General features: G+C 56.2%; 22 protein-coding genes and 1 riboswitch. Of the genes, 14 read left to right on the top strand and 8 right to left on the bottom strand.

The window, feature by feature from the left end; all coding sequences use genetic code 11:
- Positions 1 to 7 precede the first annotated feature (7 nt).
- On the top strand, positions 8 to 883 hold the full coding sequence (gene rluF / locus ACA108_20725) for a 23S rRNA pseudouridine(2604) synthase RluF (GenBank protein ID XEX95717.1): 876 nt from the start codon (positions 8 to 10) through the stop codon (positions 881 to 883).
- Positions 884 to 1,030: 147 nt separating this feature from the next.
- Here rluF and ACA108_20720 read toward each other — a convergent pair whose 3' ends face one another.
- From ACA108_20720 to ACA108_20705, 4 genes are all read right to left on the bottom strand, one after another.
- A complete protein-coding gene (locus ACA108_20720) occupies positions 1,031 to 1,303 on the bottom strand; it encodes a DUF3811 domain-containing protein (GenBank protein XEX95716.1) in 273 nt (90 codons plus the stop codon).
- A gap of 120 nt (positions 1,304 to 1,423) precedes the next feature.
- A complete protein-coding gene (gene panS, locus ACA108_20715) occupies positions 1,424 to 2,371 on the bottom strand; it encodes a ketopantoate/pantoate/pantothenate transporter PanS (protein ID XEX95715.1) in 948 nt (315 codons plus the stop codon).
- 95 nt (positions 2,372 to 2,466) lie between these two features.
- On the bottom strand, positions 2,467 to 3,822 hold the full coding sequence (gene lysC / locus ACA108_20710) for a lysine-sensitive aspartokinase 3 (GenBank protein XEX95714.1): 1,356 nt from the start codon (positions 3,820 to 3,822) through the stop codon (positions 2,467 to 2,469).
- 104 nt (positions 3,823 to 3,926) lie between these two features.
- Positions 3,927 to 4,243: riboswitch (Lysine riboswitch) on the bottom strand.
- A 51-nt stretch (positions 4,244 to 4,294) separates the two neighbouring features.
- Positions 4,295 to 6,100 (bottom strand): cation:proton antiporter, encoded by a 1,806-nt coding sequence (locus ACA108_20705; GenBank protein ID XEX95713.1) that lies wholly within the window; start codon positions 6,098 to 6,100, stop codon positions 4,295 to 4,297.
- A 211-nt stretch (positions 6,101 to 6,311) separates the two neighbouring features.
- Between ACA108_20705 and pgi the strand changes: the two genes are divergently transcribed.
- The 6 genes from pgi to psiE all read left to right on the top strand — a co-directional run bounded on the left by pgi (position 6,312) and on the right by psiE (position 12,777).
- The gene (pgi, locus tag ACA108_20700; protein ID XEX95712.1) at positions 6,312 to 7,961 is read left to right on the top strand and encodes a glucose-6-phosphate isomerase; all 1,650 of its coding nucleotides are present in this window, start codon (positions 6,312 to 6,314) and stop codon (positions 7,959 to 7,961) included.
- Positions 7,962 to 8,335: 374 nt separating this feature from the next.
- Positions 8,336 to 8,581, top strand: coding sequence for an exopolysaccharide production protein YjbE (gene yjbE, locus ACA108_20695; protein XEX95711.1), 246 nt, complete (start codon positions 8,336 to 8,338; stop codon positions 8,579 to 8,581).
- Positions 8,582 to 8,644: 63 nt separating this feature from the next.
- Positions 8,645 to 9,280, top strand: coding sequence for a YjbF family lipoprotein (locus tag ACA108_20690; protein ID XEX95710.1), 636 nt, complete (start codon positions 8,645 to 8,647; stop codon positions 9,278 to 9,280).
- Between the two features lie 89 nt (positions 9,281 to 9,369).
- Positions 9,370 to 10,113 (top strand): capsule biosynthesis GfcC D2 domain-containing protein, encoded by a 744-nt coding sequence (locus ACA108_20685; GenBank protein ID XEX98177.1) that lies wholly within the window; start codon positions 9,370 to 9,372, stop codon positions 10,111 to 10,113.
- A complete protein-coding gene (locus tag ACA108_20680; protein XEX95709.1) occupies positions 10,113 to 12,209 on the top strand; it encodes a YjbH domain-containing protein in 2,097 nt (698 codons plus the stop codon). The genes ACA108_20685 and ACA108_20680 overlap by 1 nt, the downstream gene beginning before the upstream one ends.
- A gap of 160 nt (positions 12,210 to 12,369) precedes the next feature.
- The gene (gene psiE / locus ACA108_20675) at positions 12,370 to 12,777 is read left to right on the top strand and encodes a phosphate-starvation-inducible protein PsiE (protein ID XEX95708.1); all 408 of its coding nucleotides are present in this window, start codon (positions 12,370 to 12,372) and stop codon (positions 12,775 to 12,777) included.
- A gap of 96 nt (positions 12,778 to 12,873) precedes the next feature.
- Here psiE and malG read toward each other — a convergent pair whose 3' ends face one another.
- The 3 genes from malG to malE form a co-directional block, all read right to left on the bottom strand.
- The gene (gene malG, locus ACA108_20670; GenBank protein XEX95707.1) at positions 12,874 to 13,764 is read right to left on the bottom strand and encodes a maltose ABC transporter permease MalG; all 891 of its coding nucleotides are present in this window, start codon (positions 13,762 to 13,764) and stop codon (positions 12,874 to 12,876) included.
- A 12-nt stretch (positions 13,765 to 13,776) separates the two neighbouring features.
- A complete protein-coding gene (gene malF / locus ACA108_20665; protein ID XEX95706.1) occupies positions 13,777 to 15,324 on the bottom strand; it encodes a maltose ABC transporter permease MalF in 1,548 nt (515 codons plus the stop codon).
- 101 nt (positions 15,325 to 15,425) lie between these two features.
- Positions 15,426 to 16,616, bottom strand: a complete 1,191-nt coding sequence (malE, locus tag ACA108_20660) for a maltose/maltodextrin ABC transporter substrate-binding protein MalE (protein XEX95705.1) — start codon at positions 16,614 to 16,616, stop codon at positions 15,426 to 15,428.
- Positions 16,617 to 16,978: 362 nt separating this feature from the next.
- On the opposite strand from malE, the gene malK reads away from it, so the two are divergent.
- The 5 genes from malK to ubiA all read left to right on the top strand — a co-directional run bounded on the left by malK (position 16,979) and on the right by ubiA (position 22,102).
- Positions 16,979 to 18,088 (top strand): maltose/maltodextrin ABC transporter ATP-binding protein MalK, encoded by a 1,110-nt coding sequence (gene malK / locus ACA108_20655; GenBank protein XEX95704.1) that lies wholly within the window; start codon positions 16,979 to 16,981, stop codon positions 18,086 to 18,088.
- 24 nt (positions 18,089 to 18,112) lie between these two features.
- Positions 18,113 to 19,444: a maltoporin gene (locus tag ACA108_20650; GenBank protein ID XEX95703.1), complete on the top strand. Its 1,332-nt coding sequence runs from the start codon at positions 18,113 to 18,115 to the stop codon at positions 19,442 to 19,444.
- A 143-nt stretch (positions 19,445 to 19,587) separates the two neighbouring features.
- A complete protein-coding gene (gene malM, locus ACA108_20645) occupies positions 19,588 to 20,556 on the top strand; it encodes a maltose operon protein MalM (protein XEX95702.1) in 969 nt (322 codons plus the stop codon).
- 164 nt (positions 20,557 to 20,720) lie between these two features.
- Complete coding sequence (gene ubiC, locus ACA108_20640) at positions 20,721 to 21,230, top strand: chorismate lyase (protein XEX95701.1); 510 nt, start codon at positions 20,721 to 20,723, stop codon at positions 21,228 to 21,230.
- A complete protein-coding gene (gene ubiA / locus ACA108_20635; protein ID XEX95700.1) occupies positions 21,230 to 22,102 on the top strand; it encodes a 4-hydroxybenzoate octaprenyltransferase in 873 nt (290 codons plus the stop codon). The genes ubiC and ubiA overlap by 1 nt, the downstream gene beginning before the upstream one ends.
- Before the next feature lie 84 nt (positions 22,103 to 22,186).
- On the opposite strand, the gene plsB is transcribed toward ubiA, so the two are convergent.
- Complete coding sequence (gene plsB, locus ACA108_20630; GenBank protein XEX95699.1) at positions 22,187 to 24,619, bottom strand: glycerol-3-phosphate 1-O-acyltransferase PlsB; 2,433 nt, start codon at positions 24,617 to 24,619, stop codon at positions 22,187 to 22,189.
- Between the two features lie 182 nt (positions 24,620 to 24,801).
- Here plsB and ACA108_20625 point away from each other — a divergent pair, with 182 nt between their 5' ends.
- Both ACA108_20625 and lexA read left to right on the top strand, forming a co-directional pair.
- Positions 24,802 to 25,170, top strand: coding sequence for a diacylglycerol kinase (locus ACA108_20625; GenBank protein ID XEX95698.1), 369 nt, complete (start codon positions 24,802 to 24,804; stop codon positions 25,168 to 25,170).
- A 109-nt stretch (positions 25,171 to 25,279) separates the two neighbouring features.
- Positions 25,280 to 25,888, top strand: coding sequence for a transcriptional repressor LexA (gene lexA / locus ACA108_20620; GenBank protein ID XEX95697.1), 609 nt, complete (start codon positions 25,280 to 25,282; stop codon positions 25,886 to 25,888).
- Positions 25,889 to 25,926: the final 38 nt, after the last annotated feature.

The raw sequence follows: 25,926 nt of genomic DNA, 5'->3' as shown, positions 1-25,926 counted from the left end.
AGGAACCATGCTGACCAACTCATCCATTCGCCTGAACAAATACATCAGCGAGAGCGGCATCTGCTCGCGCCGCGACGCCGACCGCTACATCGAACAGGGAAACGTTTTTATTAACGGCAAGCGCGCCGCGATTGGCGATCAGGTTTTTGCCGGCGATGTGGTGAAGGTCAACGGTCAGCTTATCGAACCCCGTAACGAAGACGATTTGGTGCTGATAGCGCTGAATAAACCGGTGGGCATCGTCAGCACCACGGAAGACGCCGAACGCGACAACATCGTTGATTTCGTGAACCACAGCAAACGCGTGTTCCCGATTGGCCGTCTGGATAAAGACTCGCAGGGGCTGATCTTCCTCACTAACCACGGCGATCTGGTGAACAAGATCCTTCGCGCCGGGAACGACCACGAGAAAGAGTACATCGTCACGGTAAACAAGCCGGTCACAGACGACTTCATTCGTGGCATGGGCGCGGGCGTGCCGATGCTGGGTACCGTCACTAAGAAATGTAAGGTGAAGAAAGAAGCGCCGTTTGTTTTCCGCATTACGCTGGTGCAGGGGCTTAACCGCCAGATTCGCCGCATGTGCGAACACTTCGGCTATGAAGTCACGAAGCTTGAGCGTACCCGGATTATGAACGTCAGCATGAAAGGGCTGCCGCTGGGCGAATGGCGCGATCTGACGGATGACGAGCTGGTGGAGCTCTTTAAGCTGATTGAAGATTCTTCTTCGGAGGCTAAGCCTGCGAAGAAACCGAAGGCGAAACCGGCTGCGGCGATCAAAAAACCTGTCGTCAGCGGGCCGAAAAGCAGTGCAAAAACCCCGGCAGAGCTGGCATCACGTAAACGCTTTGCCCAGCCAGGGCGCAAGAAGAAAGGGCGTTAAGGCTGCTGACAAAGAAGGATAAAACGTAGTTTTTCCTTTTTTGTGGTTAGCAGAGGAAAATCAATGGATTGATTTTCCGGGTTATTTTTCTAATGACGTCATTGCGGCCAGCAACCACAGCAACTTTATCCTCTCTGAGTCGCTAGATTAGCGCTTCCCACGAATATGTGTATTAGCAGACCAGGAGTAGGTCGCTGAGGTATCAGGTTTTAATGCTTTTTGCTTTTTCAGGGCGCGGGCTTTTTTAGCAGCAAGTTCGCGCTCGGCCATCAGCTTATCGCTGTACTCTTTTTTGATGTGGTTGATTTCTGAGTTGGTCAGCGTGCGGCCTTCTGCAATGCGCGCGCGGTCGAGCAGCGTTTTCAGTTCGCGCTGCTCACTTTCCGTCATGTCTTGCTGTGTCAGTTTTGCTGTGGACATCGTTGCGACCTCTTAAGGAAAGGATTTCCAGTGTAAAGCAAAGCGCCCGCCAGCTCAGTAAAAATCACGTTCTTCGCCGCACAGAAACAAAAAAGCCCGGTCGCCCGGGCTATTGCCACCTTAAGCGCGGTGTTTTTTCATCTTCCGCTGCTTATCCGACCTGATAGATTTACCGGACCAGTAGCCCGCCAGCAGCGAGCCGGAAAGGTTATGCCAGACGGAGAACAGCGCGCCGGGCAGGGCAGCCAGAGGCGAGAAGTAGATTTTGCCGAGCGTTGCCGCCAGGCCTGAGTTCTGCATGCCCACCTCAATGGCCAGCGTGCGGCAGGTGGATTCGTCGAAGCCGAACAGGCGTCCACCCCAGTAGCCGCTCAGCAGGCCGATGCCGTTGTGCAGAATGACCGCGATAATCACCATCAGCCCGACGGAGGCGATGTGCGAGGCGGAGCCTGCCACCACGGCGCTGATAATCGCCAGGATGCACAGCATGGAAAACGCGGGCAGATAAGTCTCCACGCGCTTCACCAGGCGCGGGAAGAGGTGGTGAACGATTAACCCCAGCCCAATCGGGATCACCACGATTTGCAGAATGCTCAGCAGCATCCCCATGACGTCCACTTTGATGTCGGCATCCACGTACAGCCGGGTCAGCAAAGGTGTGGCAAAAACGCCGACCAGCGTAGACACGGACGAGATGGTTACCGACAGCGCCACATCCCCCTTCGCCAGATAAATCATCACGTTTGATGCCGTACCGCTCGCCACGCTGCCCACCAGCACCATGCCTGCGGAGAGGTCGGGTGGCATATGAAACAGCTTCGCCAACACCCACGCCGCCAGCGGCATAATCAGGTAATGCAGGAAAGTACCGGCAGCCACGGGGGCCGGGCGCGACAGAACACGCTTGAAGTCATCAATGCGCAGATGTACGCCCATGCCGAACATGATGAGCATCAGCAGCGTGCTGACCCATGGACCGATTGGGGTGAACGTGCCGGGAGAGGAGTAGGCGAGTACGGACAGCAGTACCGCCCAGAGCGGAAACAGCCGGGTTAAAATCGCGAGCATGTTGTGATCCTTGCAAGGGGTTGTTGTGTTATTTCTGGTTATGAAAATGCCGGGAGCGAGCCCGGCATTTTGTATTCATCGCATGAGATTACATTTTATTCAAACAGATTATGGTGCAACTTTTGCACGACCTGCTCCGCATCGCCACCCGGCACCAGGAAACAGAGGTTGTAGCTGGATGCGCCGTAGCAGATCATGCGGATATTAAACGGCTCCAGCACGCCAAACACCTCTTTGCCCACGCCGCAGGCCTGGGAAAGTTTGTTGCCGATCAGCGCGACCAGCGCCAGGTTCTCCTCCACTTCTACACGGCATAAAGACGAGAGTTCGGTGAGCAGCGAGGTAGTCAGCAGGCTGTCGCCCGTTGAGGTGGAGCCGGTGGTATCCAGCGTCAGCGCGACGCTCACTTCAGAGGTGGTAATCAGGTCGACGGAGATATTATGGCGTGCCAGGATGCTGAACACCTCGGCCAGGAAGCCCCGGGAGTGCAGCATGTTCAGGCTGTGGAGGGTCAGCAGCGTTTGCTTGCGACGCAGCGCCAGCGCGCGGAAAAGCGGTGGGTTATCCGTTTCGTTACAGACCAGCGTGCCGCCCGCCTTCGGATCTTTGCTGGAGCCGACGAAAACCGGAATATCGCAGCGAACGGCTGGCAGCAGCGTCGCAGGATGCAGAACTTTCGCCCCAAAGGTAGCCATCTCAGCCGCTTCTTCGAAGCCAATTTTATCGATGCGTTTTGCCGCTGGCACCACGCGAGGGTCGGTGGTGTAGATGCCCGGCACGTCCGTCCAGATATCCACGCGGCTGGCATGGAGCGCTTCGCCCAGCAGCGCTGCTGTGTAATCGCTACCGCCGCGGCCAAGCGTCGTGGTGCGGCCTTTCGCTTCGCTACCGATAAAGCCCTGCGTGATGATCAGAGATTCTGCGATACGCGGCTGTAGCTGCTGCTCCGCGAGTTCCGCTAAGGCTGCAACGTCCGGCTCGGCGCGGCCAAAGCGGTCGTTGGTGCGCATGATTTTGCGGATATCAAACCACTGGGCGTCAACCTGACGCTCACGCAGGATCTCGACAAACAGCAGTGTGGACATCAGTTCTCCGTGGCTGACTAGTTCGTCGGTCAGCGCGGTAGAGGTCGCCAGCGAAGCGGCTTCGGCCAGGGTAGTGATGTTTTCTAACAGGCGTTCGACTTCTTCGCGGATAATCTGCGGGTTGCTCAGGCGTTCAACGATGTCGTACTGAATTTTGCGAATGGCGTCGAGTTTGACGAAGCGTTCCGTCGCTTCCAGGCCTTCAGCCAGGGCGACAAGCAGGTTGGTGACGCCCGCAGAAGCGGAAAGCACCACCAGGCGAACGTTTGCATCGCCCAGCACAACGTCGGCGCTGCGGTTCATTGCCTCGAAATCCGCGACGCTGGTGCCGCCAAATTTGGCTACTACTGTTTGTGGATAAGACATAACTACCTCGTGTCAGGGGGCCATTCGTATGGCGGTAAATTTTCAGCCTTGGCACAAGGGAAGAGCGGGATACGGGGCAGACGTAGAAGAGATAAACTACGGATACACCCAGAAGCGCCCCACCTTGTCTACCCGATTTCTTGACGCTGCAGCGGCGTTGTCTGCGCTAACTCACCCGAATCACTTACCTATGTAAGCTCATCGGGATTCATTAGCTTGCTGCCTTGCTGCAACGCCAATTAATTCGGGTATAAACGTCCGACTGCCGAACGCTTCTGGTGACAACCCAGGGGATTCAGCCCCTGCGGCCGATAACGAACATTGCCTTCTGCGCGTTACCTCGGCGTCGTTCCCCCTCATGTGCTGTCTGCGGACTGGCTCCTCAAACACACTACCTGGACGACGCGCCTCTTCTGGCTTGCTCAAACTGAACAAGTTAGGCGTATAGAAATAAAATGTTACGGCGATGATGTCAACGTTTAGACGTTGCGGATTTTTCATTCTGTACTAGCGCAATCATCGTACAGGGCAGCGCCGGGGTGGTTTTGCCGCTCATAGAGATGAGTCGCCCGTCCTCCGGCAGCGCAAATAACGGCACCACGCCGCTGTTTTTCTCCATGTATTCCAGCCAGCCGAAGTTCTCGTTCAGGCGAGTAGCTTTGACGACGGCACCTTTGGCTATCTGGCTGCTCAGGCTGTTCCACGTCACGTCCTCTGGGAACAATCTTTCAAGGCGGCGGAAGCGTGCGCTTTCGTTGCTGATGCGCCCTTTGAGCGGCGAGCCGGAGCGAATGGCGAAGACTTTTTCGCTGCCCAGCAGGTGGCTGAAGTGATAGACGGCCAGCGCGTTCTGATGGCGGTTAGGGGAGAGCGCAAGCACCTGTGCCGTATTGCTCAGGTCGAGATAGTTCTCAGCATGCTCGGACCAGGCGTTGCCATAGTACGCAGGCAATCCTTCCATGCGCGCAAGCCGGTAGTATTCCCAGCTGTTATCGGTCAGCAGGACCGGTATATTTTGCTTCACCAGCGCGTGGGCCAGGGTGCGGGCCACGGTATTGGCACCGATGATCAGCACCCCCCGGGGCTTACGCTGCTGTACCTTAAGGAATTTCGCCAGCGGGGCGCTGGTCAGGCTCTGCACCACTACGGTACCGATGATAATTGCGAACACCACGCTCACCAGTTTGTCCGCGCCCTCGTAGCCGTTGCGCTCAAGCGTAAGCGCAAACAGGGAGCTGACCGCCGCGGCGACAATCCCGCGCGGCGCAATCCAGCACAGCAGCAGCCTGTCTCGCCCGGTGAGCGTGGAGCCAACGGTTGAGGCGGCGATGCAGAGCGGACGGGCGATAAACTGGATAACCAGCAGCAGGGCAACCAGCGGCCAGCCCATCGCCAGCACGCCGTGAACGTCCAGGCGTGCGGCAAGAATAATAAATAAAGCGGAGATCAGGATCGCGGACAGCTCTTCTTTAAACTCGACGATATCGCTGACGTCGACGTCCCGCATGTTCGCCAGCCAGATGCCGAGGATCGTGACCGCCAGCAGGCCCGACTCGTCGGATAGCGCGTTAGATATGCCAAACGTCAGCAGCACAATCGCCAGCACCGCAAAGTTTTGCAGGTAGCCCGGCAGCCAGACGCGCTTCAGTGCCGTACCCAACAGCCAGCCAAAGATGGCCCCGGTAATCAACCCCACCGCGACGGTCTGCCCGAAAATCACCAGCAGATGAAGTGAGGAACCGGCCTCCTGGCGCAGGGTAATGAATTCAAAGACCAGCAGGGTGAAAATCGCCCCCACCGGGTCGATAACTATCCCTTCCCAGCGCAGCACCTGGTTGATCGCGGCATTCGGGCGTACAACGCGCATCAGCGGCGCGATAACCGTTGGCCCGGTGACCACGGTCACGGCTCCTACGAGCGCAGCCAGCTCCGGGGTAAGCCCCAGCAGCCACCAGCAGGCCAGGCTGATGACGCTAAACGTAATCAGCATGCCGACGCTGACCAGATTTCGGACTACGCCGCCCAGCCCGCGTATCTCGTCAAAGCGCAGGGTCAGCGCCCCTTCAAACAAAATAATGGCAACGGAAAGCGAGACGATAGGGAAGAGCAGATCTCCAAAAAGCGCATCCGGATTGAGGATGCCGGTAAAGGGGCCAAGAACTAAGCCAAAGACGAGCAGCGGCAGGATGGCGGGTAAGCGCACAAGCCACGCCAGCCATTGCGCCGCCAGCGAGGCGATAGTAATAATCACCAACAAAAGGGGTACAGACAATTCCATAAAATTTTTACCTTACCTGGTTTACGAGGCCATACTGTTTTTCTCAGTGTAGACGCGGTCATAGCCGGTGCCGATGCACCCTAACACTTTTTCTCGACCACATAATCCGAAACGCTATTCGCCGTCCAATGGCAGAAAGATCATCCCAAATCCCGTTTTGTGGATATACAATTGACCGCAGTCACAGTTCTCAAATCAAAAGGGTAACGCTATGAAGAATATCAACCCAACGCAGACCGCTGCATGGCAGGCTTTACAGGCGCATTATGACGATATGAAAAATGTCACCATCGCCGAGCTTTTCGCCCAGGATGCCGACCGTTTTGGTAAGTTTTCCGCCACGTTCGATGATTTAATGCTGGTGGATTTTTCTAAAAACCGCATTACCGCCGAGACGCTGACTAAGCTGCAGGCGCTGGCAAAAGAGACGGATCTGCAGGGTGCGATCAAGTCGATGTTCTCCGGCGAGAAGATCAACCGCACTGAAGACCGCGCCGTGCTGCATGTGGCGCTGCGTAACCGTAGCAATACTCCGATCGTGGTTGACGGGAAAGATGTGATGCCGGAAGTGAACGCGGTGCTTGAGAAGATGAAAACCTTCTCCGAAAGCATCATCAGCGGCAGCTGGAAAGGCTACACCGGTAAAGCGATCACCGACGTGGTAAACATCGGTATCGGCGGCTCTGACCTCGGCCCGTTCATGGTGACCGAAGCGCTGCGTCCGTACAAAAACCACCTGAACATGCACTTTGTTTCCAACGTTGACGGCACGCACATTGCGGAAGTGCTGAAAAACGTCGATCCGGAAACCACCCTCTTCCTGGTTGCTTCCAAAACCTTCACCACGCAAGAAACCATGACCAACGCCCACAGCGCGCGCGACTGGTTCCTGGAAACGGCTGGCGATAACAAGCACGTTGCTAAGCACTTCGCTGCGCTCTCCACCAATGCGAAAGCAGTGGGCGAGTTCGGTATCGATACGGCGAACATGTTCGAGTTCTGGGACTGGGTCGGCGGGCGATACTCCCTGTGGTCCGCGATTGGCCTGTCCATCATTCTGTCCGTTGGCTACGACAACTTTGTTGAGCTGCTGAGCGGCGCACACGCGATGGATAAACACTTCGCGAACACGCCTGCGGAGCAGAACCTGCCGGTGCTGCTGGCGCTGATCGGTATCTGGTACAACAACTTCTTCGGCGCGGAAACAGAAGCCATTCTACCGTACGACCAGTACATGCACCGTTTCGCCGCCTACTTCCAGCAGGGCAATATGGAATCCAACGGCAAATACGTTGACCGTAACGGTAACGCGGTGGATTACCAGACGGGCCCAATCATCTGGGGCGAGCCGGGCACCAACGGCCAGCACGCGTTCTACCAGCTGATTCACCAGGGTACCAAAATGGTTCCTTGCGACTTCATCGCGCCTGCTACCACCCACAACCCGCTTTCCGATCACCATCCTAAGCTGCTGTCCAACTTCTTCGCGCAGACCGAAGCGCTGGCGTTTGGTAAAGCGCGCGACGTGGTTGAGCAGGAATACGCGGACCAGGGCAAAGATCCAAAAACGCTGGAACACGTTGTGCCGTTCAAGGTCTTCGAAGGCAACCGTCCGACCAACTCCATCCTGCTGCGTGAGATCACCCCGTTCAGCCTCGGCGCGCTAATCGCCCTGTACGAACACAAGATCTTCACCCAGGGCGCTATCCTGAACATCTTCACCTTTGACCAGTGGGGCGTTGAGCTTGGCAAACAGCTGGCTAACCGCATCCTGCCGGAGCTGGGTGACGACAAACAAATCAGCAGCCACGACAGCTCCACCAACGGCTTAATTAACCGTTATAAGTCCTGGCGTGCTTAAGTAATAAGCTAAGCCATAAATAAAATAAGCCGGCCACCTGCGCCGGCTTATTTATAAGATAATTCTCCTTGCCTCGTTATATCGCTAATTTTTCCCGCTGAGGTTAATCCTAAAAAATCTTATGGCCCTGTATTAACTCGGGGTTATTTTAGGGGTAATTAGATCATGGGTAATATTTATATTTCTATTAAGATGATGATTTTAATGGTTTTATATTATCAATAATAACTGTTAAAAGGTTATTATTTCCACTTGTCTTAAAACGCCTTCCCTATTTCCCCATCGCCCTGATTGTCATCTTTAGTTGTGTATACTCGATCCCGCCTGAAACTCTTTCGGGCAAATCTCCATTCATTCAATGAAGGGAAATTGTTATGAAAAAAGTCATTTATGGCGCTCTCGCCATATTCACGCTGGCAGCGGCTGGCGCGGCAAGTGCTGACCCGGTAGCAGTGGGTGAAGCAGCTGGCGCGCAGGCTACTTCTGTGTCCGCAGGGAGTTCTTCTGCGACCAGCGCCAGTACAGTCGGGTCAGCAATGGGGGTAGCGCTTGCTGCCACCGGTGGTGGCGACGGTTCAAATACCGGGACTACCACGACCACGACGACCAGCACCCAGTAATTTCACGGGTGTTTTAACCCTAACCACACTTCGGTGTGGTTATTTTGAATCCGGGGATACGTCGTGCAGCGACTTTCAATTCTTGTTGTTTGCCTGTTACTTCAGGCCTGTTCTGCCACCACTAAGGGTCTCGGTACTTCGCTCTGGCACAGCATCGTGGGCACGGACGGCGTGCAGCTCACCGATGACGATATTCAGAATATGCGTTACGCCAGCCAGTACATGAGCATCAACGGCGGCCCGCAATTATTCGTGGTGCTGGCCTATGACGAGAACGGCCAGCAGAAATGGGTGACTCAGGATCGGGCGACCCTCGTTACCCAGAACGGCCGGGTGGTGAAGACGGTCGGCCTTGGCGACAACCTGACGCAGGTCAGCAACCTGACGGACGATCCGCTGGCAAAGGTGAACCAGATTATCGACGGTGCGGCCTGGACACGGCAAATGGCATGGACCGAACATCAGCAGGTGCGCATGGCGACGGCGCGCTCTACCTTCCGCTGGGATGGCAGCGACACCCTGAAAGTGGGCAGCAGCGTTACGCCGGTGCGCGTTCTGGATGAAGAGGTGACGGCCTCCGGTAAAACCTGGCACAACCGTTTTTGGGTAGATAGCGACGGTCATATCCGCCAGTCAAAACAATACCTTGGCCCGGACTACTGGCCGATTACCACGGTTCTGCTGAAGGCGGCGAAATAATGAAAATAACAGCCTTTAAAACACGGTGGATGGCACACGGCTTATCGATTTTAAGCACCGGTCCACGCAGGGCGGATAAGCGCAGCGTCATCCGCCGACAGACGACACTATGTTTAGCCGCTCTGCTGACGTTCAGCAGCTCTTATCTCTACGCCGCCGGTAACGTCACCGTTTACCCGGGGAACCAACAGGCAGCGGAAACGCTTACCAGCGTCGAGCGGCTGGGGGATTTAGTCACTCAGCCTTCTCTGAGCCGCGCCTGGTGGCCGGGTGCCGTTATTAGCGAGCGGCAGGCTTCTGCGGCTGCTGAACAGCAGCATCAAAAACTGCTCGCCGCGCTGGGCGGGTTTGCCGCCCAGGAAGAAGGTGATGACGCTGCCGCAATCAACAGCGTGCGTCAGCAGCTACAGGCTATCAAGGTAACAGGGCGCCAGTTCGTCAATCTCGACCCGGACTGGGTTCGCCTGCGTCCACGCTCCAACGTCACCCTGCAAGGGGAATACAGCCTGTGGGCAGGGCCGCAGCCGACGACTATCACGCTGATGGGGCTGGTGAGCTCACCAGGCGTCAAACCGTTCATCGCCGGTCGCACTGCGGCTGAGTATCTGGAAGATGTGAATCTGCTCAGCGGCGCCGACCGCAGCTACGCCTGGGTGGTTTATCCCGATGGCAAAACCGAAAAAGCGCCCGTCGCCTACTGGAACAAGCGCCACGTTGAGCTGCTGCCGGGCAGCATTCTGTTTGTCGGCTTCTCCGATCGCCTGTTCGACTCCGCGTTCAACGCCCTGAACCAGCAAATCCTTACTTCCCTGACCCATCGGATTCCGGATTGATGAAAAATAAATATATCTACAGCCTGCTGGCGCTGGCCGTCTCCACCGCCTGCCACGCCGAAACTTTCCCGGCCCCCATTGGCCCTTCGCAATCCGACTTCGGCGGCGTGGGCCTGCTGCAAACCCCAACCGCACGCATGGCCCGCACCGGCGAGTTCAGCGCTAACTACCGCGATAATGACCAGTACCGCTTTTACTCCGCTTCTATCCAGCTCTTCCCGTGGCTGGAAACCACGCTGCGCTACACCGACGTGCGCACCAGACAGTACAGCTCCGTAGACGCCTTCTCCGGTGACCAGACCTACAAAGATAAGGCTTTCGATATGAAAGTGCGCCTGTGGGAAGAGGGCTATTACCTGCCGGAAGTCTCCGCAGGGGTGAGGGATTTAGGCGGTACGGGCCTGTTTGACGGCGAATACGTGGTGGCGAGCAAAGCCTGGGGGCCGTTCGATTTCTCGCTGGGCATGGGCTGGGGCTATATGGGCACCAGCGGCAACGTGAAAAATCCGTTCTGCGAAGTCAGCAACAGCTTCTGCAATCGCGATAACAGCTACAACCAGGCAGGTTCCTTCAACTTCAGCGGTATGTTCCACGGCCCGGCTTCCCTGTTCGGCGGTATCGAATACCAGACGCCGTGGCAGCCGCTGCGTCTGAAGCTGGAATACGAAGGGAACAACTACAGCCAGGACTTTGCGGGCAAGCTCGAGCAGCGCAGCAACTTTAACGTCGGCGCGATCTATCGGGTGACCGATTGGGCCGACGTTAACGTCAGCTATGAGCGCGGCAATACCGTGATGTTCGGCTTCACGCTGCGCACTAACTTTAACGATCTCCGTCCCGGCTATAACGACAACCGTCGCCCGCAGTACCAGCCTAATCCACAGGATGAGATCCTCCAGCATAACGTTGTGGCGAACCAGCTGACGATGCTGAAATACAACGCCGGTCTTGCGAATCCGAATATTCAGGTGAAGGGCGACACGCTGTACGTCACTGGCGAGCAGGTGAAATATCGTGACTCCCGCGAAGGCATTGAGCGCGCAAATCGCATCGTAATGAACGATCTGCCGGAGAATATCCAGACCATCCGCATTACCGAGACGCGTCTGAATATGCCGCAGGTGACCACCGAAACCGACGTTTCCAGCCTGCGCCACCATCTGGAAGGCGAGCCGCTGGGGCATGAGACGCAGCTGGTGCAGAAGCGTGAGGAGCCGATTGTTCCGGAAACTACCGAGCAGGGTTACTACATCGACAAGTCGAAGGTGAACTTCTCGCTCAACCCGGTGCTGAATCAGTCAATCGGCGGCCCGGAGAGCTTCTACATGTATCAGGTCGGGGTGATGGGCACCGCCGACTGGTGGGTGACAGACCACCTGCTGACCACCGGCAGCATTTTTGCCAACATCGCCAATAACTACGATAAATTTAACTACACCAACCCGCCGAACGATTCGACGCTGCCGCGCGTGCGTACCCACGTTCGTGACTACGTGGAAAACGATATCTATGTCAACAACCTGCAGGCTAACTACTTCCAGTATCTGGGCAATAGCTGGTACGGACAGGTTTACGGCGGCTATCTGGAAACCATGTACGGCGGTGCGGGTGCTGAGGTGCTTTACCGTCCTGTAGACAGCAACTGGGCAATTGGCGCTAACGCCAACTACGTCAAACAGCGTGACTGGCGCAGCGCGCAGGACATGATGAAGTTTACCGATTACAGCGCGCCGACCGGCCACCTGACGGGCTACTGGACGCCTTCGTTTGCCGATGATGTGCTGGTGAAACTGAGCGTCGGACAGTATCTGGCGAAGGATAAGGGCGGCACGCTGGAGATATCCAAACGCTTCGACAGCGGGATTGTGGTGGGCACTTACGCCACCATCACCAACGTTTCGAAGGAAGAGTACGGGGAAGGGGACTTCACCAAGGGCTTCTACGTAAACGTACCGCTGGATATCTTCACCTCGTCACCGACCCGATCCCGCGCGCAGATTGGCTGGACGCCACTGACGCGAGACGGCGGGCAGATGCTGGGCCGCAAATTTGATCTGTACAGCATGACCAGCGACCGGAGCCTGAACTTCCGTTAACGGAATGCCGGATGACGCTGCGCTTATCCGGCCTACAAAATCCCAGGGTGCAGGAGCGCAGCGTCAGCTTTCATGACGGGAAGATAAGCAAAAAATCTCGATCCAGATCACACTTTTAACGTATAACACTCCTTCTGGACTACCATAAAGAGGGACTGTTATGCCTGCCACACCCCGCGTTGAATGGATCTCTACCGTCATGCAGACGGTGCTCAACCTTGGCCTGCTGGCCCTGGGCGTGATCCTGATTATCTTCCTCGGCAAAGAGACCTACCATCTGGCGAAGGTGCTGTTCGCCCCAACGGAGCAGGCGAGCAAATACCTGCTGATTGAAGGGCTGGTGGTCTATTTCCTCTACTTCGAATTCATCGCCCTGATTATTAAATACTTCCAGACTGGCTATCATTTTCCGCTGCGCTACTTTGTCTACATTGGCATCACCGCCATCGTGCGGCTGATCATCATCGACCATAAATCCCCCATCGACGTGCTGATTTACTCAGGGGCTATTCTGCTGCTGGTGATTACGCTGTGGCTGTGTAACAGCAGCCGTTTAAAGCGGGAATAAAAAAAGGGCGGCCTGAAGGCCGCCAGAAATGATACGAGGACTAATGAGAGTTACAGTGGCTTTAAAGCAATGTACAGCATTGACTTACAGGAAATATTAACCTTTCACACCGCCCGCCGTCAGGCCGCTCACCAGCCAGCGCTGCGCCAGTAAGAACACCACGGTAATCGGGATTGCGGACAGCACGGCCGCCGCGGCAAAGTCGCCCCACAGGTAGTTTTGCGGGTTGAGATACTGCTGCATGCCCACTGCCAGGGTGTAGCTGTTCACGTCGCGCAGCAGCAGCGACGCGACCGGCACTTCGGTAATCGCCGCGATAAACGACAGGATGAACACCACCGCCAGAATCGGCACGGAGAGCGGCAGCAGCACCAGGCGGAAGGCCTGCCACGGCGTTGCGCCATCCAGCGAGGCCGCTTCTTCAAGCGAGCCGTCAATTGTTTCGAAGTAGCCTTTAATCGTCCACACGTGCAGCGCGATACCGCCAAGATAGGCGAAGATCACCCCACCGTGCGTATTCAGCCCGATAAACGGAATGTACTGGCCCAGGCGGTCAAACAACGCGTACAGCGCCACCAGTGACAGCACCGCCGGGAACATCTGGAAAATCAGCATCCCTTTCAGCAGCGTGGCTTTGCCCGGGAAGCGCATGCGGGCAAAAGCGTAGGCGCAGGTAGTGGAGAGGGCGACGATACCCATCGCCGTGATCGCCGCGATTTTAATGGAGTTCCACAGCCACAGCAGCACAGGGAACGGCGGCGGTGTGACGCGTCCGTCAGCGTGCTCGACGCTGAAGCCCAGCGCCAGCTTCCAGTGCTCCCAGGAGATCTGATCCGGGATCAGGCTGCCGGTGGCAAAGTTGCCGGGGCGCAGGGAAATCGCAATTACCATCAGCAGCGGGAACATAATCGCCGCGATAAACAGCAGTAAAAACAGGTGCGTGGTGATCATACGCAGCTTTTGAGATTTGGGTTGAACCATGGCCATGAGTGTCGCTCCTTAATCAAACTTCATGCGGGTGGCTTTCAGGTTAACAATCGCAAGCGCGCCAACCAGCAGGAAGATAAGCGTGGCGATAGCCGCCGCTAAGCCGAAGTCCTGACCGCCGCCGCCTTCGAAGGCGATGCGATAGGTGTAGCTTACCAGCAGGTCCGTGTAGCCCGCGGGGGTCGTGGTGCCGAGGCGGTCCGGGCCGCCGTTGGTCAACAGCTGGATCAGCACGAAGTTGTTAAAGTTAAAGGCGAAGCTGGCAATCATCAGCGGCGTCAGCGGCTTCATCAGCAGCGGCAGCGTGATTTTGAAGAAGTTCTGGAACGGCCCTGCGCCGTCCATCGCCGAGGCTTCATACAGGTCGTCCGGAATCGCTTTCAGCAGGCCCATGCACAGGATCATCATGTACGGATAGCCCAGCCAGGTATTCACGATAATCAGCATGGCGCGTGAGGTAGTCGGGTCGCTGAACCAGGCCGGTTTGATGCCGAACAGCGAGCTGAGCATCATGTTGATCTCACCGAAGCTCTGGTTAAACAGCCCCTTGAAGATCAGAATTGAGATAAACGAGGGTACCGCGTAAGGCAGGATCAGCAGCACGCGATAAATCGCTTTCCCCTTCAGGGATTCCCACTGTACCAGGCAGGCCAGCACCATGCCCACCGCAACGGTGAGCAGCACGGTCAACAGCGAGAAGACAACGGTCCACACGAAGATGGCGAGGAACGGCTTCTGAATACCTTCGTCGTGGAAGACGCGCAGGAAGTTTTTCCAGCCGATGGTGACGGTATAGCCCGGACTCAACTGGTCGTTGCCCCAGCTGCCGTCGGCGTTAACGGACTGGTAGTAACCGATATCGTTATTCGGACGGTACTTCACGCCGCTCTGGTTATTGGTCAGCTCGCCGTTATCGGCCTGCGTGTAGAGCGCGCGCGTGCCGGAGAACTGGCGCAGGGAGCTCATGGTCAGCGTGCTGGCATCCGGCATTTCGGCGGTGATCTGCGTGAGCGCCGCGCGGTTTTGGGTAATCACGCGAAGGTTGGCTTTATCGCCTGCGGGCAGGGCATCCGCCTCTGTGAGCTTCAGGTGCTGCTCGCCGCCGAACTTAAAGTTTTCAGAGATAAAATTCCTGCCGCTTTCCCCGTCGGTGAGGGCAAGCTGCCACTCGTCGCCCGCCGGATAGAGGCCAAAGTTAAACGTTTTGCCCGCCTGGTACTGGCGATCCATCAGCACTTCCTGCGCGCGCTCCTGGGTGAGCTGGTTGGTGCTGCTGTAGTTGGTAAAGGCAATGGCGATGGTACAGACCAGCGGGAAGAGGACGAACAGCCCCATGCCGGCAAGGCCAGGGTAGACGTACCGCCAGGCGTAGGCCTTGCGGTTAGCGTAAATATACAGGCCAACCGAGCTTAAAATCAGCGTCATGATGGCAAACAGGTACTCCCCCTGGGCGTACATTAAGACAACAAGATAGCCAACCAGCAGGCCCAACAAGCCGACCGCTGACCACTTCAGCGCATCGTTTTGCCACCAGCGGCTCTTCCTTTTAACAGCATCCATGGGGTCTTCCTCTACAACGACTTAACGCGGTGGATGACGCTGCGCTTATCCACCCTACAGGTTTCGTAGGGCGGGTAAGCCTTGCGCCACCCGCCATTTTTTTACTTAGTAATACGTCCCTGAGCGTCTTTCATTGCAGCATCAACGGTCTGGCGACCGCTCACTGCGTTGATTACCGCGGTACGAACGGCATACCAGAAGGAGGCCATCTGCGGAACGTTAGGCATGATTTCGCCTTTCTGGGCGTTATCCATGGTGGCGGCGATACGCGGATCTTTCGCCAGCTGTTCCTGGTAGGATTTCAGCGCCACGGCGCCAAGCGGCTTGTCTTTGTTCACTTCGGCCAGGCCCTGATCGGTCATCAGGTAGTTTTCGAGGAACTCTTTCGCCAGCTCTTTGTTCGGGCTGGCGGCGTTGATACCCGCGCTCAGCACGCCAACGAACGGTTTAGACGGCTTGCCTTTGAAGGTTGGCAGCAGCGTTACGCCGTAGTTGATTTTGCTCTTGTCGATGTTTGACCACGCCCACGGACCGTTAATGGTCATCGCGGTTTCGCCTTTGTTGAAGGCGGCCTCAGCGATGGAGTAGTCGGTATCGGCATTCATGTGTTTGTTTTTGATGAGACTGACCAGGAAGCTCAGGCCTTCTTTCGCGCCTTTGCTGTCCACGCCCACATCTTTAACGTCGTATTTGCCGTTTTCGAGTTTGAACGCATAGCCACCGTCGGCGGCGATAAGCGGCCAGGTGAAGTACGGCTCCTGCAGGTTAAACATCAGTGCGCTCTTGCCCTTCGCCTTCAGCGTTTTATCCAGCGCAGGGATCTCTTCCCAGGTCTTCGGCGGGTTTGGCACCAGGTCTTTGTTATAAATCAGCGATAACGCTTCTACAGAAACCGGGTAGGCGATGATTTTGCCGTTATAGCGAACCGCGTCCCAGGTGAACGGATAGAGTTTGTCCTGGAAGGCTTTGTCCGGGCTGATTTCGGCCAGCAGGCCAGACTGCGCGTAACCACCAAAACGGTCATGGGCCCAGAAAATAATGTCCGGACCGTCGCCCGTCGCCGCAACCTGCGGGAACTTCTCTTCCAGCTTGTCCGGGTGCTCAATGGTCACTTTGATGCCGGTATCCTTTTCAAATTTCTTACCGACTTCAGCCAGGCCGTTGTAGCCCTTGTCGCCGTTAATCCAGATGACCAGTTTGCCTTCTTCAATTTTTGCCAGTGCAGAGGCGGAAAACATCATCGTCGTCAGAGCTGACAAAGCGAGAATGCGGGCGCCGGTTTTAATTTTCATGTGTCCCATCCTGTTAATTGGTAGAGGTAGAACGAATTGACATCGTCAGTCTGCGGAGATGGCAAGCGCTTCTCATCCTCCCTCCCTCTACGCCCCACCCCAGTTATCTGTGATCTGCTTTGCATAACTGGCAGTTATGTGTTCTGGCGCACATAAAAATACGCGGAATTTTGAAACGACGATCACGAAAATCTCTTTGTGCGGCTGTAACCGGTTGCAGAAACCCCTCTCTCATCCTCCCGCCTCCTCCCCCACAGAAAACCGGAGGGGTGGAGGATTCACACAATGTATGAATCGTTCATAGTCCGACACATCTTGATTTATCTGTCTGTTGGCAGGCGTAGTAATAAAGGGAGAAGGGCATGGCAAGCGTACAGCTGCGGAACGTTACGAAAGCCTGGGGCGACGTGGTGGTCTCGAAAGACATCAACCTGGATATCCAGGAAGGCGAGTTCGTGGTCTTCGTTGGGCCATCGGGCTGCGGGAAATCGACCCTGCTGCGCATGATTGCCGGCCTTGAAACCGTGATCAGCGGTGATTTGTTCATCGGCGAGAAGCGCGTGAACGACGTGCCTCCGGCCGAGCGCGGTATCGGCATGGTCTTCCAGTCTTACGCGCTCTACCCGCACCTGTCGGTGGCGGAAAACATGTCATTCGGCCTGAAGCTGGCCGGTGCCAAAAAAGACGAAATTAATCAGCGGGTCAACCAGGTCTCCGAAACCTTACAGCTAGCTCATCTGCTGGACCGTCGCCCAAAGGCGCTTTCCGGCGGGCAGCGTCAGCGTGTCGCCATTGGCCGTACGCTGGTGGCGGAACCACGGGTGTTCCTGCTCGATGAACCCCTTTCCAACCTCGATGCGGCGCTGCGCGTGCAGATGCGTATCGAGATCTCCCGTCTGCACAAGCGCCTGGGGCGCACCATGATTTACGTCACCCACGATCAGGTAGAAGCCATGACGCTCGCCGACAAGATTGTGGTGCTTGACGCCGGTCGTGTGGCGCAGGTGGGGAAACCGCTCGAACTTTATCACTACCCGGCGGACCGGTTCGTCGCGGGCTTTATCGGCTCGCCAAAGATGAACTTCCTGCCGGTAAAAGTGACTGCCACAGCAATCGATCAGGTACAGGTTGAATTACCGAACCGCCAGCAGGTCTGGCTGCCGGTAGAAAGCAGCCATGTTCAGGTAGGGACCAACATGTCCCTGGGTATTCGTCCTGAACACCTGCTGCCAAGCGACATCGCCGACGTCACCCTCGAAGGTGAAGTCCAGGTGGTCGAGCAGTTAGGACATGAGACTCAGATTCACATCCAAATCCCCGCCATTCGTCAGAACCTGGTGTACCGCCAGAATGACGTGGTGTTGGTAAAAGAAGGTGCCACATTCGCAATTGGCCTGCCGCCAGAGCGTTGCCATCTGTTCCGTGAGGACGGCACTGCTTGTCGTAGGCTGCATCAAGAGCCAGGCGTTTAAGCATTCCCATAAAAAAGAAAAGCAATGATCTCAGGAGATAGAACGATGATTACTCTGCGCAAACTCCCACTGGCGGTAGCCGTAGCAGCAGGCGTTATGTCTGTTCAGGCAATGGCGGTGGACTTCCACGGTTATGCCCGTTCTGGTATCGGCTGGACCGGTAGCGGCGGCGAACAGCAGTGCTTCCAGGCGACTGGTGCACAGTCTAAATACCGTCTTGGTAACGAATGTGAGACCTATGCGGAATTAAAACTGGGTCAGGAAGTGTGGAAAGAAGGCGATAAGAGCTTCTACTTCGATACCAACGTGGCCTACTCCGTAGCACAGCAGAATGACTGGGAAGCAACAGACCCGGCATTCCGTGAAGCCAACGTGCAGGGTAAAAATCTGATTGATGCACTGCCTGGCGCAAACATGTGGGCTGGTAAGCGCTTTTACCAGCGTCATGACGTTCACATGATCGACTTCTACTACTGGGATATTTCTGGTCCTGGTGCAGGTCTGGAAAACATCGATGTCGGCGTGGGTAAACTGTCCATCGCGGCAACCCGTTCTTCTGAGGCCGGTGGTTCTGCAGCATTTAATGATTTCAACGCTGATGGTTCTCGTAACTACAGCAACGAAGTACCAAACGATGTGTTCGACGTGCGTTGGGCGGGTATTGAAACCAACCCAGGCGGTACGTTAGAGCTGGGTGTTGACTACGGCCACACCAATATTCCTGATGATTATTACTTGCAGCCTGGCGCGTCTAAAGACGGCTGGATGGGGACCATCGAACATACCCAGAGCATGCTGAAAGGCTACAACAAGTTTGTTGTTCAGTACGCGACGGACTCCATGACTTCGCAGGGCAAAGGCCTGGCGCAGGGGGGCAGCATCAATAACGATGGTCACATGATCCGCGTTCTTGACCACGGTGCTATCACGCTTGCTGACCGTTGGGACCTGATGTACGTCGGTATGTACCAGAACCTGGATATGGATGACAACCAGGGGACTGAATGGTACACCGTTGGCGTGCGTCCAATGTTCAAATGGACACCAATCATGAGCACCCTTCTGGAAGTTGGCTACGACAACGTCAAGTCTCAAGAAACTGGTGACCGCAACGGCCAGTACAAAATTACCCTGGCGCAGCAATGGCAGGCAGGCGACAGCATCTGGTCCCGACCGGCACTGCGCGTCTTCGCAACCTACGCCAAGTGGGATGAGAAATGGGGTTACGCGAAAGACGGTAATGGCAACGCGACCCGCTTCGCCATCAACGACTCTACCGGTAACGGCACCTTCTCAACCAGCCGCGGCGACAGCGATGAGTTCTCCTTCGGTGCGCAGATGGAAATCTGGTGGTAATTCAGCTTTAACCTGATGTTATGAAACGATGGGGGAGGAGCCACTGCCTCCTTCATCGCATTACCCTTGTATGCCAAAACCGTTTCAGATGGACGCGCTATTGCCTGGCTAACGTCCATCGTTTCTAGTTCGAGGTTATAACAATGAAAATGAAAAAAAGTCTCGTCGCGCTCTGCTTATCCGCAGGGCTGCTCGCAAGCCTGCCCGGCGTCAGCCTGGCCGACGTTAACTTCGTACCGCAGAACACAACCACGGCACCTGCTATTCCGGCCACTGCGCTACAGCAGCTGACCTGGACCCCCGTCGACCAGTCTAAAACCCAAACCACCATGCTTGCTACCGGCGGGCAGAGTCTGAACGTTGCCGGTATTTCCGGCCCGGTTGCGGCCTACAGCGTGCCGGCCAACATCGGTGAGCTGTACATTACGCTAACCAGCGAAGTGAACAAGCAAACCAGCGTCTTTGCACCTAACGTGCTGATTCTTGACCAGAACATGACGCCTTCTGCCTACTTCCCGAGCGAATATTTCACCTATCAGGAGCCGGGCGTAATGAGTGCGGACCGTCTGGAAGGACTGATGCGCCTGACCCCGGCGCTGGGGCAGCAAAAAATTTACGTTCTGGTCTTCACGACGGATAAAGATCTGCAACAAACCACTAAGCTGCTGGATCCCGCCAAGGCTTACGCCAAGGGAACCGGTAACGCTGTGCCAGATATTCCAGACCCGGTTGCGCGTCATACCACTGACGGTACGCTGAAGCTGAAAGTGAAAACGTCCTCCAGCTCAAGCGTGCTGGTCGGCCCGCTGTTTGGGTCATCAGGCCCAGGTCCGGTCACCGTGGGTAACACCGCCGCACCTGTTTACGCTGCACCTGTTGCCGCTTCCAGCACCGCCGTAGCTTCTGCTCCGGCAGCAACAGCAACAGCGGCACCAGCTGCGAAGAGCGAGCCAATCCTCACCGATACGGAAAGCTACTACAACCAGGCCATCAGGCAAGCCGTGGACAAAGGGGAGATCGATAAGGCCCTGAAACTGCTGAATGAAGCCGAGCGTCTGGGTTCTACCTCCGCCCGTAAAACTTTTATCAGCAGTGTAAAAGGCAAGGGGTAGTCGTCTCCCCACAGTGCTGATGCTTGTAAGATTGGTGCGTCCTTGTGGCGCACCCTTTTTTTATCTCCCCTCCCAGCATGTTGCGCCGTTGTAAAGCGATTGCCTGCCACGCATCCTCCGTTCTGCGTTACAATGCCCGCAGGTTATGTATCGGAGAATCCCCCATGTCTGAGGCGCTTTCGCGATTGCGCGCCCTAAGCTTCTTCACTGAGATCCCGGACGGGCTAAGCGCCAGCTTTCTCGACTGGCTGCTGCTAGAAGACTCAATGACTAAACGCTTTGAGCAGCACTGCGCAAAAGTGACGGTAGAGATTATCCGCGAAGCCTTTGTTATCGCGGATGAACAGCTGCCCGAAGCCGGGCTGCTACCCCCTGCGCAGCGCTACTGGCTGCGTGAAATAGTGCTGTGCGGTGACGGTGTTCCCTGGCTGGTCGGGCGTACTGTCGTACCAGAGTCTACGCTGGCTGGTCCTGAGCTGGCGTTGCAGAGGCTGGGCAACACGCCGCTTGGGCGCTATCTTTTTAGTGCTTCAACCCTGACACGCGACTTTATTCAGATTGGTCGCAGCGCGGAGCTGTGGGGACGTCGTTCCCGCCTGAGGCTGTCCGATAAGCCGCTGCTGCTGACGGAGCTGTTTCTGCCCGCATCTCCGCTGTATGAAGAGGAAAAATAATGGAGTGGAGTCTGACCGAAGGGAAATTCCAGGCGTATATGCGCCTGATGCGGCTGGATAAGCCGATTGGTTCTTTATTGCTGCTCTGGCCGACGCTGTGGGCGCTATGGCTGGCGACGCCGGGCGTGCCGCCGTTGACCATCCTGGCGGTGTTTATCGCTGGCGTCTGGATGATGCGCGCCGCCGGCTGTGTGGTCAATGACTATGCGGACCGTAAATTTGACGGACACGTGAAACGTACGGCCCATCGCCCGCTGCCCAGCGGCGCGGTGAGTGAGAAAGAAGCCCGCAATCTGTTCATCATTTTGGTGCTGCTGTCGTTCGTGCTGGTGCTGACCCTCAACGTCATGACAATTCTGCTGTCCATTGCCGCTCTTGCGCTGGCGTGGATCTATCCATTTATGAAGCGCTACACGCATCTGCCGCAGGTGGTGCTGGGTGCGGCGTTTGGCTGGTCAATCCCTATGGCGTTTGCGGCGGTGAGCGAAAGTGTGCCGTTAAGCTGTTGGCTGATGTTTGCGGCGAATATTTGCTGGGCGGTAGCTTACGACACGCAGTATGCAATGGTTGACCGGGATGACGATGTGAAGATTGGCATCAAGTCGACGGCCATTTTGTTCGGGCGTAACGACAAGCTGATTATCGGCATTTTGCAGGTGGTGGTGCTGGTGCTGATGGCGCTGATCGGCTGGCTGAACGAGCTGGGCGGGGCGTACTACTGGGCTATTGGCCTTGCGGGCGCGCTGTTTATCCATCAGCAAAGGATGATTGCCAACCGCGACCGGGATGCCTGTTTTAAAGCATTTCTAAATAACAACTATGTTGGGCTGGTGCTGTTTATCGGCATGGCCCTGAGCATGATGCACTTCTAAAAACATGGCGGAGGGTGCCACTGCTTAACTGCCCTACAACGTGATTCGTAGGGCGGATAAGCACAGCGCCATCCGCCAGATTATTTACTCCGCCACGGCTACCTGCGACGTTGCGCTTTCAACGGTCAGACGCACATCTGAAGTAATCAGGTCGGCCAGCATCTGGTAAACCTTCATCGTTTCCGTTGGCTCCGCGTCGCCGGTATCGCTGATATAGCCTTCATCGCGCAGCGTCAGCACCAGCGAGGTGAAGACCGCCTTGTCGAAGAACTCCGGCGCGTTGATACCGTGCAGCATAGAAAGACGCTGCGCCACCGTGCGGCTTTCACGCTCAAGCGTCCCACGGTTGATGGACGGGTTAGCGCTCAGCAGCCAGAATGTGATGGCGTAGCGCTGTAGCGTTTCGCGCACGCCCGCCGCCAACAGCTGCAGGGTACGTGAACGGGCAGGGTTAATCTGCACCCGATCGGCGCTGATAGTGACCAGCTCCTGACGTTGCATCTCGCCCAGTAGCGCATCGATTTCCATCGCCAGCTCGCTCTTCTCCCAGCGCAGGAACAGCTCGGCTTTCAGCATCGGGTAGACAACTTCTATCTGTCGCTGAAGCTCGGCACGATCGATCGTGCGGTGCTGCGTGACGATAGAAGCCATCAGCGACGGCAGCACCAGCATGTGCATGATGTTGTTGCGGTAGTAGGTCATCAGCACGGCCTGCTCGCGCGGCAAAATGATGATATCGCCGATGGTGTCTTTCTCGACTTCAAACTTGTTCATCTGCAGCGCGTGGTCGATTAGCGCCGGTGCCGTTTGCTCCGGAGCGGTGGCATCCGCTGAGTACGGCACGTTGCGCAGCAGGCTGAGATAACAGTCGAGTTGTTCGGTCAGCTGCTCACGGGTCAGTGAACGCTGGCGCGATGCCAGCAGCGCGGTACAGCACAGGTTCATGGCGTTGGCCGCGCCTGCGTTGTTAATGCGCACCATTAGCTCGGCGGCGATTTCATTTACCGTTGGCGTTAACCATGCCGGACGAACCGCTTCGATTGGGTCGATAGACTCGCGCCATTCCGGCACGCGCTGGTTCAGGAATGCGTTCAGCGGCATGGGTTCACCGAAGTTCACGTAGCCCTGGCCCAGATTACGCAGCTTGCTTAAGCCCCGCAGCATCGACATGAAGCCTTCTTTCTCTTTGGTCGCGCCGCGCAGTTCTTTCGCATAAGTCCCCACTTCCATCACGTGCTCGTAACCGATATAAATCGGCACCAGCGTAATCGGACGGGTACCGCCGCGCAGCATGGCCTGCAGGGTCATCGACAGCGTACCGGTTTTCGGGTCCAGCAGGCGGCCCGTACGGGAGCGGCCACCTTCCACAAAGTATTCAACGGAGTAGCCACGGCTGAACAGTTCGCCGAGGTATTCGCGGAACACGGTGGAGTAGAGTTTACTGCCCTTAAAGGTACGGCGGATAAAGAAAGCACCCAGGCGGCGGAAGATCGGGCCGGCTGGCCAGAAGTTCAGGTTAATCCCTGCCGCGATGTGCGGAGGAACAAGCCCCTGGTGATAAAGCACGTAGGACAACAGCATGTAGTCCATGTGGCTGCGGTGGCAGGGCACATAGACAATTTCATGCCCGTCGTGGGCGAGCTGGCGCACGCGTTCAGCGTTATTCACGTTGATGCCCTGGTACAGGCGGTTCCACGTTAAGCCCAGCACGCGGTCAGTCAGACGGATGGCTTCATAGGAAAAGTTAGCCGCAATCTCTTCCATCAGCGCCACGGCGTTTTGCTGGGCCTTCTCATGGGAGATTTTCTTGCTGCGCGCTTCATCTTCCACGGCACGCGCAATGGCCTTGGAGGCCAGCAGCTTATTAAAGAGATCCTGGCGTACCGGCAGGCGTGGCCCGACGGTGGCTAAACGCTGACGGGCAAAGTGCGTGCGCGCCACGCGAGCCAGTTTCTGGGCGATAGTTTTGTCCGTACCGTGCTCGGTCGCCATGCGGCGCAGTGAAACAGGAGCGGAGAAACGCACGAAGCTGTCTCGGCCCAGCCACAATACGGCAAAGAACTTCTGAATGCCGTTTAAGGTGCGCAAAGGGGGATTCACTTCGCCTTTCTCGCGGCCCGGAGAACGGCCAAACATCACCGAAACAGGCACCATCTGCACATCCAGATTTGGATTGCTGCGGTGCAGATCGAGATAGTCGTGGAAGAGCTTAATCGACTCTTCCTTTGGTGTGTAATAAGTAAAGACACGCGGTCCGCCGTGGATAAAGACGTAGCGCGGCAGTACCGCCCCGTCGATTTCCAGAGGTTCAAGCGGGTCGGGCAAATCATGCGCCAGGCACTGCGCACGCAGCGTCAGCAGGTCCGCCTTTGAGTTATAAGGCAGCACGTACATGATAGGGCGCGTGGTATCGAGACCCAGTTCGGCTTGGGGATCAGCCGGTATGGACTTGCTCTTTACCAGAACGCTTAATGGAAAATTAAGCAATTTATAGTAAATTCTTGGCCAGCCTGACATAAACGATGTAAAGCCTCAGGTTAATAGTGCAATTTCGCCGCAAGAATATCAGAAACTGTATAAGATTTCTGTGGCGTTGCGATTTTACCCCACTTCCTTAAGGTCGCCAGCTATCGGTGAACATTGAAAGAGGTGGGTTTCAGATAAGCATTGACGCTTTAATTTCAAAAAGGTTTCCCTCAATGGCGAATAACTCCGCTGGTTTTACACGCATTATCAAAGCAGCTGGCTACTCCTGGAAGGGGCTACGTGCCGCCTGGGTTAACGAAGCCGCCTTCCGTCAGGAGGGCGTTGCGGCGGTTATCGCCATCGCCATCGCCTGCTGGCTGGACGTTGACCCTATCACCCGCGTCCTGCTGATTGGCTCCGTTGTGCTGGTAATGATCGTTGAGATCCTCAACAGCGCTATCGAAGCTTTAGTGGACCGCGTTGGCACGGAATATCACGAGCTGTCAGGCCGTGCGAAAGATATGGGCTCGGCGGCAGTGTTAATCTCAATTATCCTCGCGCTGTTCGCCTGGATCACTCTGCTTTGGCAGCATTTGCGATAAGCTTTCCAGATCTGGTTAAGTGCCTGGTTTTTTGCTTAATTTGTAGTTTCAAATTCGCCTTTAACTGTATATACTCACAGCATAACTGTATAAACACCCAGGGGGCGGAATGAAAGCATTAACTACCAGGCAGCAAGAGGTGTTTGATCTCATTCGGGATCATATCAGCCAGACCGGCATGCCACCAACGCGTGCCGAGATTGCTCAACGTCTGGGGTTCCGTTCTCCAAACGCCGCTGAAGAGCATCTCAAAGCGCTGGCGCGTAAAGGCGCCATCGAAATTGTTTCCGGTGCGTCTCGCGGTATCCGTCTTCTGGTTGAAGAAGAAACCGGTCTTCCGCTGGTGGGCCGTGTCGCCGCAGGCGAACCGCTGCTGGCGCAGGAGCACATCGAAGGCCATTACCAGGTTGACCCGTCCCTGTTTAAACCCAATGCCGACTTCCTGCTGCGCGTCAGCGGCATGTCCATGAAGGACATTGGTATTCTGGATGGCGATCTGCTGGCGGTGCATAAAACCCAGGACGTCCATAACGGCCAGGTGGTTGTCGCGCGCATTGACGACGAAGTCACCGTTAAGCGCCTTAAGCAGCAGGGCAACACCGTGCAGCTACTGCCAGAAAACAGCGAGTTTGAGCCTATCGTCGTCGATCTCCGCGAGCAGAACTTCTCAATTGAAGGGCTGGCCGTTGGGGTGATCCGCAACGGTGAATGGCTGTAATCCCCACATCTGGTGATGCGCGTCCCGCGCGCATCACG

The sequence above is a fragment of the Dryocola sp. LX212 genome, assembly GCA_041504365.1.
In the GTDB taxonomy this organism is placed as follows: Bacteria; Pseudomonadota; Gammaproteobacteria; order Enterobacterales; family Enterobacteriaceae; genus Dryocola.
Note: the sequence above shows the minus strand (reverse complement) of the source record. Positions and strands in the feature narration are given on the sequence as shown.

Coding starts and splice junctions, on each gene's coding strand:
- psiE (XEX95708.1), top strand. CDS start 12,370: ATGCCTGCCACACCCCGCGTTGAATGGATCTCTACCGTCATGCAGACG.
- ubiC (XEX95701.1), top strand. CDS start 20,721: ATGTCTGAGGCGCTTTCGCGATTGCGCGCCCTAAGCTTCTTCACTGAG.
- malF (XEX95706.1), bottom strand. CDS start 15,324: ATGGATGCTGTTAAAAGGAAGAGCCGCTGGTGGCAAAACGATGCGCTG.
- lexA (XEX95697.1), top strand. CDS start 25,280: ATGAAAGCATTAACTACCAGGCAGCAAGAGGTGTTTGATCTCATTCGG.
- ACA108_20625 (XEX95698.1), top strand. CDS start 24,802: ATGGCGAATAACTCCGCTGGTTTTACACGCATTATCAAAGCAGCTGGC.
- malM (XEX95702.1), top strand. CDS start 19,588: ATGAAAATGAAAAAAAGTCTCGTCGCGCTCTGCTTATCCGCAGGGCTG.
- ACA108_20680 (XEX95709.1), top strand. CDS start 10,113: ATGAAAAATAAATATATCTACAGCCTGCTGGCGCTGGCCGTCTCCACC.
- plsB (XEX95699.1), bottom strand. CDS start 24,619: ATGTCAGGCTGGCCAAGAATTTACTATAAATTGCTTAATTTTCCATTA.
- ACA108_20650 (XEX95703.1), top strand. CDS start 18,113: ATGATCTCAGGAGATAGAACGATGATTACTCTGCGCAAACTCCCACTG.
- ACA108_20720 (XEX95716.1), bottom strand. CDS start 1,303: ATGTCCACAGCAAAACTGACACAGCAAGACATGACGGAAAGTGAGCAG.
- lysC (XEX95714.1), bottom strand. CDS start 3,822: ATGTCTTATCCACAAACAGTAGTAGCCAAATTTGGCGGCACCAGCGTC.
- malE (XEX95705.1), bottom strand. CDS start 16,616: ATGAAAATTAAAACCGGCGCCCGCATTCTCGCTTTGTCAGCTCTGACG.
- malK (XEX95704.1), top strand. CDS start 16,979: ATGGCAAGCGTACAGCTGCGGAACGTTACGAAAGCCTGGGGCGACGTG.
- malG (XEX95707.1), bottom strand. CDS start 13,764: ATGGCCATGGTTCAACCCAAATCTCAAAAGCTGCGTATGATCACCACG.
- yjbE (XEX95711.1), top strand. CDS start 8,336: ATGAAAAAAGTCATTTATGGCGCTCTCGCCATATTCACGCTGGCAGCG.
- rluF (XEX95717.1), top strand. CDS start 8: ATGCTGACCAACTCATCCATTCGCCTGAACAAATACATCAGCGAGAGC.
- panS (XEX95715.1), bottom strand. CDS start 2,371: ATGCTCGCGATTTTAACCCGGCTGTTTCCGCTCTGGGCGGTACTGCTG.
- ACA108_20705 (XEX95713.1), bottom strand. CDS start 6,100: ATGGAATTGTCTGTACCCCTTTTGTTGGTGATTATTACTATCGCCTCG.
- pgi (XEX95712.1), top strand. CDS start 6,312: ATGAAGAATATCAACCCAACGCAGACCGCTGCATGGCAGGCTTTACAG.
- ubiA (XEX95700.1), top strand. CDS start 21,230: ATGGAGTGGAGTCTGACCGAAGGGAAATTCCAGGCGTATATGCGCCTG.